This is a genomic window from Comamonas aquatica (genome assembly GCF_018064205.1).
In the GTDB taxonomy this organism is placed as follows: domain Bacteria; phylum Pseudomonadota; class Gammaproteobacteria; order Burkholderiales; family Burkholderiaceae_C; genus Comamonas; species Comamonas aquatica.
Genome location: NZ_CP072916.1, coordinates 1,362,020 through 1,376,847, shown reverse-complemented (window position 1 = coordinate 1,376,847; position 14,828 = coordinate 1,362,020). Strand labels below are relative to the sequence as shown.

Genomic DNA, 14,828 nt, shown 5'->3' with positions numbered 1-14,828 from the left:
AATGCAAATCCACTTTCAAAGCTGGAATCTACATTCATCAAAACAGCGCACTATCAGCGCATTGCCTTACGGTACACATCCATGGTTCTGTCAACGCAGCGGCTCCATGTGAACCCCTGAGCTATGGATACACCTTCCGTGCTCGCCGCTGCACGCCAGTTCTCATCACAAAGATTTTTATGAACAGCATGGGACAGTGCATCAATATCCTCAGGATCCACCAACAGCGCAGCGCCTTGCGTCACCTCAGGCAGCGAAGTGAACTTGGAGGCTACAACCGGAACACCAGAAGCCATGGCCTCCAGCACAGGTAGTCCGAATCCTTCGTAGATAGATGGGTAAATGAAAGAATGGGCTCCCGCATAAAGCGCAGGCAAGTCCCCCTCTGGTACAAACCCAAGATAACGTAGCCATCCGCGTGCCGCGAGATGTTCAATCTTCTGGTGCAACTCATCACTCAGCCAGCCACACCCCCCGATCAAAACCAATGGGTACCTCTCTCGCACGGCAAGCGGCAGGCATTCATAGGCCAGCAGCAGATTGGAAATCTTCTTGCGAGGCTCCATGGTGGAAACACACAACGCATACTTTTTGTATGCTAAATGGTATTTCTCCAAGGTTGGAGTCACTTCAGCAAAAGATGATGGAGAAAATTTTGAAGAAACACCTAACGGAACGGCTGTAATTTTGTCAGCAGGCCAAGACAGAAAATCCATGACTTCAGCCCGGGTCGCTTCGGAATCTGTAATCAAGTGACTGGCTCGCGCCATGGAATCCTTGAAGTCTCGCTCGAAATGCAGAATGCGCTCCTGAGGATGCGTCTCCGGGTATTTGAACACCGACAGATCGTGCACAGTGGCCACGCCCGCCTCCGCGCAATCAGGTAGAAAAAAATTAGGGCCGTGAAAGACACGGTCTTTGCATCTGACAGATGACTGCCAGTCGCGCAGCCAGCGCGGTTGCTTGATCCTGAAAAGTGGCTTTCTGGCTTGGGCAGGCGCAGCCACTGCGGGGGCCTGCAGCAAACGCGCAGGCTCTTCGATCCAGCGGCCATTGCAGTAAAACCACACATCCTGCATTTGCGCGTGCGCAGGCAGCCGCTGCGACAGCTCCCACGTGTAGCGGCCAATCCCTGTGAGGCAGGGGGACAAGGCTTCCACAGAAAGAACAACCTTCAACGTCACGCCTCCAGCATCCAGCGCAGGGTGTCGCGCAGCGCGATCTCGGGCACCGCCCCCACCACCGCATCCAGCCTGCCCCGGCTGCCCAGCAGCGTCTTGACCTCGTTTTGCCGCACAAAAGCCGGATTCACACGTACTTCAAAGTCTTGCCCTGAAATCTCGCGCACCATGGCCAGCACGTCGTTCAAAGACCATGCCTGGCCCGAGCACACATTGAAAGTCTGCCCCACGGCAGCCGGTGCCTCCAGCAGGCGCCGGTACAGCTGCACCACATTGCGCACGTCAGAAAAATCACGCGCCACATCGAGGTTGCCCAATTCAATCAGCGGGGCACGCCTGCGCACATGGTTAACGATCTTTGGAATCAGAAAGCTCTCTGCCTGCCCAACGCCGGTGTAGTTGAAAGGCCGCGCCATGATCAGCGGCAGGCGGCCCGCATACAAGCGCGCGGCATATTCCATCGCCAGCTTGCTCACGGCATAGTCGTTGGCTGGCGCGGGCGGGGTGTTTTCATCCAGCACGCCGCCCACTGAGTTGCCGTACACATTGGCGCTGCTGGCCAGCAAAACCGCATCGAGCGGCGCATTGCTTTGGGCCAACGCCTCCAGCAGATGGCGCGTCCCCACCAGATTGGTGCGGTAGATGGACTCTATATCGCCATGCGCCACAAAGGCAATGGCGGCAAGGTGGGCCACCTTATCGGGCTGCACCTCATTCACCACCGCAGCCAGCCTTGCGGCATCGGACAAATCGGCCACATGCAATGCCCTGACCCCGGGCACCTTGCCCAAAGCAACGGGCTTATGCACCAGGCCATGCACCTCGTAACCCGCACGCTGCAGCTCTGCCGCAAGGTAGCGGCCGGTGAAGCCGTCTGCTCCGGTAACCAAAATTTTGCTCATCAATCTACCTTGTGTGTTTCATGCGTGTGGTGAACCCGGCCTTTGGGAACCAGTGCCATCATGCGTCTTGCCAGGTGGCCAAAACGCCGAGCGCTGCCACGTTGATCTGAGCCGCGCGCTGCGCCGACAGCGCCTCGGTGTAGCAACGAAGCTCTGGCGCGTTGCCCGAGGGGCGCAGATGAATCACCTCTTCGTTGGCAAAGGTGGCGCGCAAGCCATCGGTGGCGTCAAGATGACGCACCGTGCCCGACACCACGCCAAACATATTTTCAAATGCTTGCCGCTGCTCGGCCGAGCTGCCCGTCTGCATAGATGCCAAGCGCGCCTGACTCAGCACGGTGGGGAAATTCTGAATGCGATCGCTGCAGGTGAACCGGGCTGGCAAAGCTCCCAGCAACGCTGAAACCGTGCAACCCAGGGTGCGCGCCCTGGCCAGCACCGCCAGCATGGGCAGCACCGCATCACGCGTGGGCAAAGAGGCCAGTTCCCGGCCATCGACATGCAAGGGACTCATCAGCAGAAAGCCTCCGTTGGCCTCGTAGCCGCACACCCCTTGCTGTCCCTGATCCAGCGCAGCCTGCATGGCCTCGATGACATAGGGAGAGCCAATGCGCGTGCGCGCTGTCTGAGCGAACCAGCCAGATTTTTCCAGCGCGGTATTGCTGCTCACCGGCGTGGCCACGCATTGGGCACCCAAGTAGTGGGCACACAAAATACCCAACACATCGCCGCGCAGCCACTCGCCGCGTTCATCAGCCAGCAGCGGCCTGTCGGAATCACCGTCGGTTGAAAGGATGGCGTCCAGCCCGTACTCGGCAGCCCATTGGCGCGCCAGCACCACGTCTTCAGGACGCACGGCCTCCGTGTCCACAGGAATGAAAGCGGCTGAGCGGCCAAGCACCAGGACTTCAGCGCCCAGCGCCTGCAGCAGCGTCACCAGCAAGTCACGCCCCACGGCCGAATGCTGGTACACGCCCACGCGCAGTCTAGTCAAGGCAGCAGCGCCGAAAAATCGCACATACCGCTGCACATATGCGCCGCTCACATCCACCACCGGCGGCAGCGCCTGGGGGTTCAGCAGCGCGCCCGAGGCGTCGAACATTCCCGCCGGCAATGCTACCTGCTGGGCCTTCATGCCCGCTTCGTCGGGCTTCAACACTTCACCCGCCACGCGGTTGAACTTGATGCCGTTGCGGTCGTCGGGAATATGGCTGCCCGTGACCATGAGCGACGGGATCTTCAGCGAAAACGCATGCAGCGCCAACGCCGGAGACGGCACATAGCCGCAGAAAAGCGGCACCCCGCCCTGGGCCTGAATGGCCGCTGCACACGCCGCCAGAATGCGCGGTGTGCTGGGCCGCAGGTCACCCGCCAAGGCGACCTGCGTGCCCGGGGCAAACTCGCCCACGCTGGCCATATGCTGCAAAAAAGCTGCCGTGTAGGCAAAGCACACGGCATCCGTCATGGCCGCCACGGGGCCGCGCGCACCACTGGTGCCGAACGCGACACCGCTCTGGGTCATGAGATCGCTGATATTGACAAGCGGAAGTTGCGCCATGGGCATCATGGGTGGTGCGAAGGCATCCATTAGAAAGAGAAACCGGCCTGGTTGCGGCGAATATCGGCCTCCACCATCATCTGGCACAGCTGCTCCAGCGTGGTGGCGGGCGCCCAGCCCAGCTTGGCCTTGGCGCGCTCAGGGTTGCCAATCAGCAGCTCCACCTCCGCCGGGCGGTAGAACTTGGGGTTGATGCGCATCACGGTCTTGCCGGTGGCGGTGTCCACGGCGGTTTCGCCCTCGGCCTGGCCCTTGAATTCCACCTCAATGCCCGCGCCCTTGAAGGCCATCTGCACAAAGTCGCGCACCGTCTCAGTGCGGTTAGTGGCCAGTACAAAGGTGTCGGGCTCATCGGCCTGCAGCATGCGCCACATGCCCTCCACATATTCCTTGGCAAAGCCCCAGTCACGCTTTGCGTCCAGGTTGCCGAGCTCCATGCAATCAAGCTGACCCAGCTTGATCTTGGCAACGCTATCAGTAATCTTACGGGTCACAAACTCACGGCCGCGCAGCGGGCTTTCGTGGTTGAACAAAATACCGCTGCTGCCGAAGATGCCGTAGCTTTCACGGTAATTCACCGTCATCCAGTGCGCGTAGAGCTTGGCCGCGCCATAGGGACTGCGTGGGTAGAAAGGCGTGCTTTCAATCTGCGGAATGGCCTGTACCTTACCAAACATTTCGGACGTGCTGGCCTGGTAAAACCGCACATTGGGGTTAACGATGCGAATCGCTTCGAGCAGGTTAACCGGGCCAATACCGGTAATCTCGGCAGTGGTGAGCGGCTGCTCAAACGACACGCCTACAAAACTCTGCGCGGCCAGGTTGTAAACCTCGGTGGCACCGGTGGTTTGCAGCAGGCGAATGCTGGCCGACAGGTCGGTCAGGTCATATTCAACCAAGTGCAGGTTAGGATTTTGCTCAATACCCAATTCTTCTATACGCCAGAAATTGACAGAGCTGGTGCGACGGTAAGTGCCGTAAACCTTGTAGCCCTTGTCCAATAACAATTCGGCGAGATAAGCGCCGTCCTGGCCGGTAATACCTGTGATGATTGCTGTTTTCAAAGCTAATTTCTCCATGCTAGTTGATTAAATGAAAATTAGAAGCATTAACGCTTTTTCTTGCGTCGTGCTTTGTTGGTATGTCGTACAGAAGATGTGGATTGCGATTTTTTTGATTTATCAGTGTGTATTTCCAGCATTTTTGATTCAGATATCCCAATCAAGCCCGCTTGTGACAGTTGTAGATCAGGTAACAGATTTTCATTGGCGTCAATCACTGCGATTTCTTCTGAATTGATAGTTTTATCTGCCAGAACTGGCACTGAATTATCGTTAACGATCGGCTGCCCAGCAGCATGTGCCCCCTCTGTTGCGAGCAGGGTAGCCTCGTTATTTTCTTGCCTGTGTGATGGAGCGCTAGAAGCTTGTGTCTCGGCTTGCTCCTGCATCTCTACCAATTTCACTGGCTGCTCGGCAGTGCCACTGTCTGTAGCGTACTCGGAATTAGTCAGAATCTCTTGCTGCCCACTATGCCAAGGCGCAATCTCGATCATAGAGACCTTTAAATCGCTATCACCGCTGACCCAGACCCGAACCTCCAAATCAGTGCATGGCGTATCCAGATTAATAAGCAATGTGACAAAGTTGCCTTGTTCATCTGGCACACTCAAAACAGATTCGCCTAGGATATATCTACCTTTATTGACGGCAACATCCATGTGCGCGCCGGCAAGACCGCGTGCACCAACTGCACCGCGAATCAATACCTGATATCGACCTGCATCCAAAGGAATATAAGGGCCGAATATCAGATATCCTGCTTTACTTGTGGTCTCGATATCTTGTCCACTGCGCTTGCCTACCTGTGTGCCCAATCGAGCATCTCCTCCCCAAAAACGGCGCACATCATCGGGCATCCATTGCTTGTACCACTGACCACCCAGTATTACATTCAACAGGTTTTGCGTGCTTTGCTTCCAGGTCAGCCAAGGCATAGAGCTCGATTGTGGAGCTTGTCCAGACTTGTCCAGCGCCAACCATGCTTGCACGCTGTCAGCAAGTGCATCAGGGCTAAGGCCAGAGAAATAAAAAGCATGTTCTCCCGCCACTTCACGAAATACTGGAATATCACGGGCAATAATTGGCAATTGATGCTGTGCAGCTTCAATGAGCGGCAAACCAAACCCTTCACCCTCAGACGCAGCGATCAAACAGGAAGAAGCGGCATAGACTTTTTCGAGGTATTCATCGGTAATTGCCTCCAGCCAGAACAACCGTTTATTGCGTTCCGAATGAATATGGAGCATTTCAACCAATAAGTCCACATTCCATCCGTGCTTGCCCACCATCACCAAGTTGACGTCGACACCTTGATCCCACAAATGACTAAATGCAGCCAGCGTTTGCATTTGCCCTTTGCGCGGCTCAATCGTGCCAACCATTAAAAATGTGGGACGACTGTCTAGAGTGCTCAGCACGTGATCCGCATCAGCGGGCAAACCTAGTGTAGGAACCGAGCCAGCCACATCCGCTCCTAAGTGGAACCAACCCAACTTGAACGGGCGCAAACGATCAGGTCCAAATACACCAAGCCACTCCGCCATTTCATTCGCCACAGCGCGGGTGATGCACAAAACGCCATCAGTTTGCGCCAGTGCACTCAACCATTGAGCATGTATGGAGGGCGTTCCCTCCGGAAAGAACTTCGGAAGCAAAACAGGCAACAGGTCGTACAAGACAAAGTGAACTTGTACGCCAATACGCTTCAAGTGTGCATAAAAGGCCGTCTGTTGCAAGACAGTATGATGTTGTAAATCTAGTCCAAGGAAAATATCACCACTAAATGCCTCTAATGGCACATCCTCAACTAATTGTTCCGGCTGACTCAAAAACCTCTGTTTGAACAGCCTTGCATAGCGATAACCCGGTTCATGCGGAGTAGCATAAACCGGTTCAACCCTGAAGCCTTGCGGTGGATTAGCGAGCAGCTCTGCCAGAACACTTCGGACCACACGCTGAATACCGCTTTTGGCATCGCGATGCACTAGCTCGGAGATATCGACCAGCAATTGTTTTCCAGCTGTTTGAAGGCGGTTTTGCGCGATAGCCTGTGCGGTCTGAAGCCAATCAAGATCATTTTTCGGTGGCTTGCTGAGCTTCGCAATTTTCTCAATCAACCATGATGCTGAAGTCGTGCTAAATTGACCGTTTCTAACGGCGATGTTCTCATGGTATTGCTTGGCATACCAACGTTCAAAAGCTGCGATAGCTCTTTTTGCACTATCGTCCCACGAAAAAATTTTGGCTTGTTCTAGAGCGTGCTGTGCCAGATCTTTTCGCAAAACATCATTAAGCAAAACGTCCGCCATTTTTTGGCTAATCGATTTTTCGTCGAACGGGTCGAACAAGGCGTCTGAGCGTCCAATAACCTCGGGCAGGCTGGATGTGTTGGATCCGATAACGGGCGCACCGCAGGACATCGCCTCCAGTGCAGGTAGACCAAAACCTTCATGCCATGAAGGAAAAACGAATAAGGCGCACAAGTTGTAGAACTGCACCATTTCTTCATCAGTGACACGCCCTGTAATAACGACATCGTTTGGTTTTAGTCCACATAGCTTTGCATATGCTTCAAATTTCTCTCGATGCTCACTCGGTAAACCGCCGACTATGGCGAGTTGGTAGTTTTCCCTTAAGAAGGACGGCAAAATGGAGAATGCCTTGATTAGCCGCAAGTGATTTTTGCGCTCATCAGTAGCACCCGAGTACATCAAAAAAGGTCGGTCCAATCCAAAACGCGTTTGAAGGGCATGTTTTTCGGCCTCGGAAACATGGATAGGTTTGAAATGAGCGTCAGCCGCCGCTGAAATATTCACCACTTGCTCGGTCGTAGCATCAAGGTGATCTACGGCCTCCTGCTTTGACGAGTCAGAAATGGCAAGATATAGATCGGCTTGCTTCAAATAAGCCAGCTTTTCCCTGTAAAACGCTTCGTATTTTGGATTTGGCTTGAGGTAGTAATCACTTTGCATCAACGGGATCAAGTCATACAACGTGACAGCCGTCGGTATTCTTGCGAGATGCAATCCAATACTATGGATTGCATCATCACCAAACCCTTCAAACAAACTCGTAATATGCACGATGTCTGGCTGCAAACTCGCCAAAAAGGCTTCGCGCATCAACTCAGCCGTATGCCTGCGCCAAGTGTTTGAAGGATCGAGGGGGTGGACAGGCCCCTCGGCATGCCAGACACGGATATTTTCCTGCGGCAGTAGTCCATCAAAAGCGGCGCGAATAGGCTCAATGGTCTCTGTGAAAAGACCGTTTAGCGCAATGATGACCTCATGGCTACCACGATTGCGTACCATCGCTTGCGCGATTGAAAGGCTATAGCGACCAATACCACGGGTGCGACTGTCCCCTTGAGCTCCTTGCAGGTCAATCACAATACGCATTACGCTACCTCCCCGGCATGCATTGCTGCCGCTTTTTTCAGTTGAAAATAAATATCTTTTGCACGTGACGAGAGCTGCTTAAGCCCTTCTGGCTCCGGCGGCTGAACGGATATAGTTTTTGATTTCCCCGACGCTATTAAGTCTTCGCCAGTTACTTCGGCGGTGATTACTTGGGCTTCTTGCGCTACCAGATGATGCAAGCTGGCAATAGCCGTTTCCAGCTGATTAAAGCGGCACTTACTCTCATGGCTGAATGCAAATAGCTGGTTTTCAATACTGCGCAATTTGCGTTCATTGGGGTGATTGCCTTCCAGACCATTGATCCATCTGTATAGCCAGCCAAGCAAGGGAGATTTAGATTTTTGATAACGTGCAATCGCGACATCCAGTCCCGAAAATTTGGGTGCGTAGGCTTTGCCTTCATTTGACAAGCTCAATTGCGCAAGAATTTGTATTTTTGAATAACCCGTACGCAGACGGCTGAGGTAATAGTTCAGACCTTCAGGGTCAGGCTCACGGCCTAACAGCGTCAGGTAGGCACATTGAATGAAAGATTGATCATGTTGTGCCAATAATTCGTCGAGCGTGGCAGCTGCGACTAAGGCTGGAGTAAGCGACATATTCACTGGCGCAGAAGATGGTATGAAAGAGGATTCAGTTGTCATGCTTAGGGCATTGATCGATGAGGCAGCAACCACTGGCTTGGCCGGGGTATCCGGGAGCATTTCGAAGTCTGAGGGTCTCAGATGCGCGGCAGCCGTGGCAGAAGCGATTTCAGGTTCAAGACAGGAAGTAATTGGCAAATTAATAGGTTGCTGAATTGCCCCCGCCTTCTGAGCGGGTGTGTTGGGATCATCTGTACAGGGAGATACCGCAGCAGAAGCCCGCTCAGGTGCGATGAACGCGGCCAGCATGCGCAGTGGCGCAGTCAGGCGCCAGCTAAAGGATGTATGCACCATGCCCAATTGGTGTTGCACCTCTGCCAACGACTGGCGCAGTTGCAGGCTGGCTTGTTGCTCAAGCAATACCTGGGCTTTGAGCTCAGACTCCAAAGCCGCACAAGCGGCCAGCACGCGCTGGTGCTCGCCCAGCTTGGTTTTGAGTTCTGCGTCATGCTGCTGCGCAAGCAATTGCCTGGCGTGATGAAGGGCTTGAACGTCGCGCTGCAAGGCAGCGATTTCGTGGCTAAGTGCCTTTTCGTTCTGTGCCCACTCCCGCTCCAGGCTGTGTAGCTGGCGCAAAACACTTTCCAGCTCCTGGCGCGACTGGCTGTTTTGTGCGTGCAGCAGCGTTTCACTGGCCGCACGTTCTTGCTGCAGGCGATCCAGCTGAGCTTGCAGCGCCTGTAGTTTTTGCTGCAACACCTGCTCCCGCTCAGCGCACTGCTGCTGCAGCGCCGTGGCATGTTCTGCGTGCCTGTGGGCCAGCTCTGTTTTTTCGCGCTCGGCCTGTTGCTGCGCTTGGAGCAATTGCGCGGCCACTTCCTGCTCGCGCTGCACGAGTTGGCGCAAAAGCCTTTCCAGCTCCTGGCGCGACTGGCTGTTTTGTTCATGCAGCAGCGTTTCACTGGCCGCACGTTCTTGCTGCAGGCGATCCAGCTGCGTTTGCAGCGCCTGTAGTTTTTGCTGTAGCGACTGCTCCCGCTCGGCATACTGCTGCTGCAGTGCAGTGGCATGCTCTGTGTGCCTATGGGCCAGCTCTGTTTTTTCGCGCTCGGCCTGTTGCTGCGCTTGGAGCAATTGCGCGGCCACTTCCTGCTCGCGCTGCACGAGTTGGCGCAAAAGCCTTTCCAGCTCCTGGCGCGACTGGCTGTTTTGTGCGTGCAGCAGCTTTTCACTGGCCGCACGTTCTTGCTGCAGGCGATCCAGCTGAGCTTGCAGCGCCTGTAGTTTTTGCTGCAGCGCCTGCTCCTGCTCGGCTTGATGCTCTTGCATCGTACGTTCTTGCTCGCTGTGACTGAGTACCAGTGCAGCGAGTTGCTTTTCAGCCTCGCTGATCTTTTCCTGGCAACGTGCTGCAATGAGCTGATGAAAGGGGGCGCTGGCGGTGCCATTGAGGGCAAAGCCGTCAAACACATTGGGGGGCGCAGCGAAAGCGGCTTTCAATTCTGCATGTGCCTCTGAAACGTAATACCGATTCAGGCCGTCAAAATAAACTGAGGTATAGCCGTAGCCAACCAGTATGAATTCCCAGCTTTGGTGGGTGTCGATCTGTGTGAGCGGTAGCGTGCTTTCCACCACCACAATCCAAGGCCGTGCCGTTGATGTGCCCCAACTTGACAGCACTTGTTGCTCAAAGCCTTCTACGTCTATCTTGAGCCAGTGTATTTCTTGCTCTGCACATAGTTGAAAAACGGCAGAGAGAGGAATGCAAGGCACATTGGTTTCGTGCACATCAAAGCCACGTGCGCGATGCTGCGCGGCTATGGCAGCGTCTGCCGTTGAAATGCCGGTATCCGGTATTTCAAAAAAATGCAGTACGGCTGAGTCTGATCCAACTGCAGCCTGGATGACAGTGTCACCGGGTCGCTTCTGCCTGAGAAGTGCTGCATAGTGTGGTGTGGGCTCCACATGAATGCCTTGCCAGCCGTGCTCATGGAATGCAAGACTGACAGAGTCGATGACCGGGTCCTGGGCACCTACATCAATATACAAGCCTCGCTCAATATGGCCCAGTGCTCGCCAAAGCATGACGTCTTCAAAATTTTGTGCGTACGAAGTGATATTCATGCGGCCGATTTCATAGGGCAGGAAGTGGAGATGCCTGCCTTGAAGGCGGCAGCGATGTGATGGGGCACTGGTACTTGCTGTTGCAAGCCCAAGGCATGCAGAAGCTGGGTAGCGGAAAGCTGCCACGTTGGAAAAAATGAACTTGCGTGGCTTTGTGGCGGCAAAACAGTTTCCCCCCATGCAGGCTTTAGCCAATTGCCAATCGCATTTGCAAGGTCGTTTGCCGATTCGCCATGGAAGTAGGTAATACCTGCAAGCTTGAGTTCTTGAAACACTGCAATCTCGCGTGCGAGCACTGGCTTGCCACGCTGCACAGCTTCAACAAAAGGCAGACCAAACCCTTCCCCTCTGGACGCCACCAAAACGCCGCTGCATGCGCCATAGAGCTGTGCCAGGTATTCATCGCTGACGTCTTCAAGCCAGAAAAGCCGCTGGCCTGCCTGTGGATGGCAGCGCAGTTTTTCTTGCAGTGCCTGGGTTTTCCAGCCAGGGCGGCCGACGATGACCAAGAGAGGTGCATCCTCCCCCTGCTGCCAAAGCTGCTCAAAAGCAGCCAGTGCTTGGTCGTAGCCCTTGCGCGGCTCCAGCGTTCCCACCATCAAAATAGCTGTAGTGCTGCGCAGTCGTGCCAACACGGATGAAGCCTGTGCTGGAAGACCGCCGCTGGGTGCGCTGGCCTCAATATCTGCACCCAATACGATAGTGCTGGCGGGCAAAGTGGTGGGCAGCATCCCAAAGTGGGTGTTCAGCCAGCCATACAGTTCCAGCTTGACAGTCTCGGAAATACAGATAGCGCTATCGGCATAGACGGCTAGCCACTTGATCCACCGTTTGAAATTGCGGACGGTTTTGGGCTTAAACCATTCAGGGCGCAGCAGCGGTAGCAGGTCGTACACCACCACATGGACTTTGACGCCGCGCCTTTTCCAGCGCAGTACCTGGGCCTGGTGGCGGGGCAGCAGATGGGCTGCAAGGTCCAGGCCCAAGAACAGATCACCGGACTGCACTTGTACATCCAACTGCATGTGCGATACCGCAGTACCCGTATCTTGAAATGATTCGTCAAGAAAGTGGGGGCAGGCATAGCGGTAGCCGTGCTGGCTCGTGGCAAAAATGGGGCATACGCGGTAGCCCGCTGGCGGTGCCATCAATAGCTGCAGCAGCAATGCTCGCACCACGCGCTGAATACCCGTGCGGGCATCGCTTTGGTGAATGACGGACACATCGACCAACAGCTGCCGTGCCGGCGTGTGTGCTGTTGCCATTGCCGCCGTCGTTGCCGTGGCCGCTGTTGAAGCACGCTCATTCAGGCATTGCCGGGCGTGTCGCACGGGCATAAGCGTAAGTGCCCAGGCGGGCATCTGCCAAGCAAGCGCTTTCATTCTGCGGCGTGGGTTTGATAAAACGCGAATGCATCATCCACGTGATCAAACGGGGTGAGTTTGCCTTTGACCAATACGGCCGCACGGTCACAGTGCTCACGCACATAACCTGGGTCGTGAGAGACGATGATCATGGCCCGGTCTTTGCGCTTTTCAAACAACTCAACGCGGCATTTCTCATGAAAACGGCTATCGCCCACAGCCACGATTTCGTCGATCAAGAAGCAGTCAAACTCCACCACCATGCTGATGGCAAAAGCCAGGCGGGCGCGCATGCCTGCGGAATAGGTTTTGACAGGTTCGCGCAAGTAGCGGCCGAGCTCTGAAAACTCCTGCACGTAGGCAATTCTGTCCTCGGTGCTTTTGCCATATACCCGGCAGATAAAGCGTAGATTGTCCAGCCCGGTGAGCGAGCCCTGAAAGGCACCACCAAATGCCAGCGGCCATGACACACTCATTTCACGCCGGATCAGGCCAGAGCTCGGTCGTTCCGCACCGCTGATCAGCCGGATGATGGTGGACTTGCCAGCGCCGTTACGCCCCAGAATGCCGACCTTTTCGCCGGGGCGAATAGTCAGGTTGACATCGTCCAGCACTGTGACCTCGCCGTGGCGCGTGGCATAGCGCTTAGTGACATGCTCGATATGAATCATTCTGGCATCACCGTACGGCTGATTTGACGGAGTTTTGCAAGACCCAGCAGTGTCAGCACCGCGCAGAATACCGCCATGTACCCGATGTCATAGTGCGCTTTGAAGGAGGAACCGAAATAGCCTTCGCGCAGCAACTCAACGCCATGCACCATGGGCAACAGAAGCACCAGGTCTTGCGCGGTTTTGGGCAATATGTCCACCATGAAGGCTGCGCCCGACAGCGGGAACAGCAGATATGAGGCGGGGTGCCACAGTTTGTCCACGATTTCGGATTGTTCGCTCAATGCCCCCATAAGTGTTGCCAATGCAAAACCAAACCAGGCAAGCATGAACCAGGCAAGCAACACTTTTCCAACATCTTCCGGCGGTTTGAGCCAGCCAATGGCACAGAAAAGTAAGCCGAGTATCACGAAAGAAATCGTAGCGCCTGCAACTTCCAGCAGTAGGCGTGCAGCAAAGATATCCACTACTTTCACGTGACGGTGGTACATCAGCGCCAGGTTAGGACCAACGGCGCCAATGCACCGGCTGGGCATATTTCGCCATAGCAATACGCTCGAATAGCCAGTCAGAGCAAAGGCCACAATCGGAAGGCTAGAGCCATGAGCCATGTCGGCTAGAGTCCACAACGTTGTCACCCCCAACGTAAATAGCATCGGCTCTACAAAAAGCCACAAAAAACCGATGTTATGCCGCCCAAAACGGGTGAGTACTTCGCGCATCAACAGGGCGCCAATGACCCGGCGCTGGATGGCCCAGGAGGCAGCCAAGGAAGAGTGTGAAGGACGTGGAGAGTCTGCCAACGTCTGCTCCTTCAATCCTGATGCTCACGCACGCCAGCCAGCAGCATGCTCAAAACACCCCATGCCACCAGGCCCAGCACAAAGGTTGCAAGAATGCTGCGCAGACGCCGTGGCTCCAGCGCGATATCGGGCAGGCTGGGCTGGGCGATGCGCTCGATATAGACCTGTTTGCGCTGTGCTTCGTTGCGCGCCTGCTCCAGCGATGCCAGCGCGCTGGCCAGTTGCTTATCGGCAAACTCGCGCTCCAATGCCAAGCGCTGGAATTCTGCAGCTTTGTTGGCTAACGAGCGTTCACCGCCAGCCACTTTGGTCGTTTCGACTTCCATTTCGGCCTGCAAGGTACTGGCACGTTTTTCCAAGGCCGGAATTTGCGGGTTTTCCGGTGTGAAGGTTCTCAGCTGAGCCAGCTGGGTCTTGGTGGTGATCAGCTCGTCCTGGAGCTTCGCCACTTGCTGCAATTGCACCGTAGCCTGTCTTTCCGGATCAACCACGCCTTTGGCATTGCGGTAAGCAGAAAGCGCCAGCGCCGCTGCTTTGGACTTCTTTTCAGCATCGGCAACTTCAGCCGCCGCGGAGCGGATCAGATCCTGGCGGCCACGTTCGTTGAGGCGGTTGACCAAGCCTTCGCTGAGCTCCAGCAATTTCTGGTTGATATTTTGCGCATCCTGCGCGGTATAGGCGCGCACTGTGAGCGTGGTGATGGAGGAGGCTGAATCTTGCTGGACATCGACTTTTTTCTGAAAGTAGCGATGCAGCGCCTCGAAGCTGGTGTCGAAGTCCAAGCCACCAAAGCGGCTCACTCGGTCAACCGTGGTACTTGAGAATGCCTTGCCCACGGCCAGTGCACCGTCGATTTCCTTGAGTGCGTCACGGGAAAGTACATAGTCGCGCACGGTGTAGCTGTCGTCCTGGGCACGAGAAAATCCCGCTCCTTTGAGCAGGGCGCCGAGACCGGTAGCCACCTGCTTTTCCGGACTGCGCACCACGATGCGGCTTTCCGAGATATAGACATCCGATGCCATCAGGCCGAAATAGACGGTTGCAACAACGGTGGGCACGGCGACCGTCAGCAGAAAAAGTCGGTTGATGCGGGAAAAGCGGTGCTTCAAGGACTTCCCCATGGCATTGGGTGCCCCATTTGAGGCTGGGGATGTTGGCATT

10 protein-coding genes are annotated in these 14,828 nt (G+C 55.3%); all 10 read right to left on the bottom strand.

What is annotated here, in order from left to right; genetic code table 11:
• Positions 1-53 precede the first annotated feature (53 nt).
• Positions 54-1,184 carry a glycosyltransferase family 4 protein gene (locus KAQ61_RS06440; protein WP_338026760.1) on the bottom strand — a complete coding sequence of 377 codons (1,131 nt, stop codon included), beginning with the start codon at positions 1,182-1,184 and terminating at the stop codon, positions 54-56.
• Entirely contained in the window at positions 1,181-2,083 is a 903-nt protein-coding gene (locus KAQ61_RS06435) for a GDP-mannose 4,6-dehydratase (RefSeq protein WP_210930836.1), read from the bottom strand. Before KAQ61_RS06435 ends, KAQ61_RS06440 begins: the two co-directional genes overlap by 4 nt.
• Positions 2,084-2,141: 58 nt before the next feature.
• Complete coding sequence (locus KAQ61_RS06430; RefSeq protein ID WP_244983001.1) at positions 2,142-3,650, bottom strand: phosphomannomutase; 1,509 nt, start codon at positions 3,648-3,650, stop codon at positions 2,142-2,144.
• 20 nt (positions 3,651-3,670) lie between these two features.
• Entirely contained in the window at positions 3,671-4,720 is a 1,050-nt protein-coding gene (gene gmd / locus KAQ61_RS06425) for a GDP-mannose 4,6-dehydratase (protein WP_244983000.1), read from the bottom strand.
• A 29-nt stretch (positions 4,721-4,749) separates the two neighbouring features.
• Entirely contained in the window at positions 4,750-8,100 is a 3,351-nt protein-coding gene (locus tag KAQ61_RS06420) for a glycosyltransferase family 4 protein (protein WP_210930835.1), read from the bottom strand.
• Positions 8,100-10,829, bottom strand: a complete 2,730-nt coding sequence (locus KAQ61_RS06415; protein WP_210930834.1) for an FkbM family methyltransferase — start codon at positions 10,827-10,829, stop codon at positions 8,100-8,102. The genes KAQ61_RS06420 and KAQ61_RS06415 overlap by 1 nt, the downstream gene beginning before the upstream one ends.
• Positions 10,826-12,094, bottom strand: coding sequence for a glycosyltransferase family 4 protein (locus tag KAQ61_RS06410; protein WP_210930833.1), 1,269 nt, complete (start codon positions 12,092-12,094; stop codon positions 10,826-10,828). The genes KAQ61_RS06415 and KAQ61_RS06410 overlap by 4 nt, the downstream gene beginning before the upstream one ends.
• Positions 12,095-12,207: 113 nt before the next feature.
• Positions 12,208-12,864 carry an ABC transporter ATP-binding protein gene (locus KAQ61_RS06405; RefSeq protein ID WP_210930832.1) on the bottom strand — a complete coding sequence of 219 codons (657 nt, stop codon included), beginning with the start codon at positions 12,862-12,864 and terminating at the stop codon, positions 12,208-12,210.
• Entirely contained in the window at positions 12,861-13,667 is an 807-nt protein-coding gene (locus KAQ61_RS06400; protein ID WP_276514456.1) for an ABC transporter permease, read from the bottom strand. The genes KAQ61_RS06405 and KAQ61_RS06400 overlap by 4 nt, the downstream gene beginning before the upstream one ends.
• A gap of 11 nt (positions 13,668-13,678) precedes the next feature.
• A complete protein-coding gene (locus KAQ61_RS06395; RefSeq protein WP_420839408.1) occupies positions 13,679-14,827 on the bottom strand; it encodes a KpsE/RkpR family capsule polysaccharide export protein in 1,149 nt (382 codons plus the stop codon).
• Position 14,828: the final 1 nt, after the last annotated feature.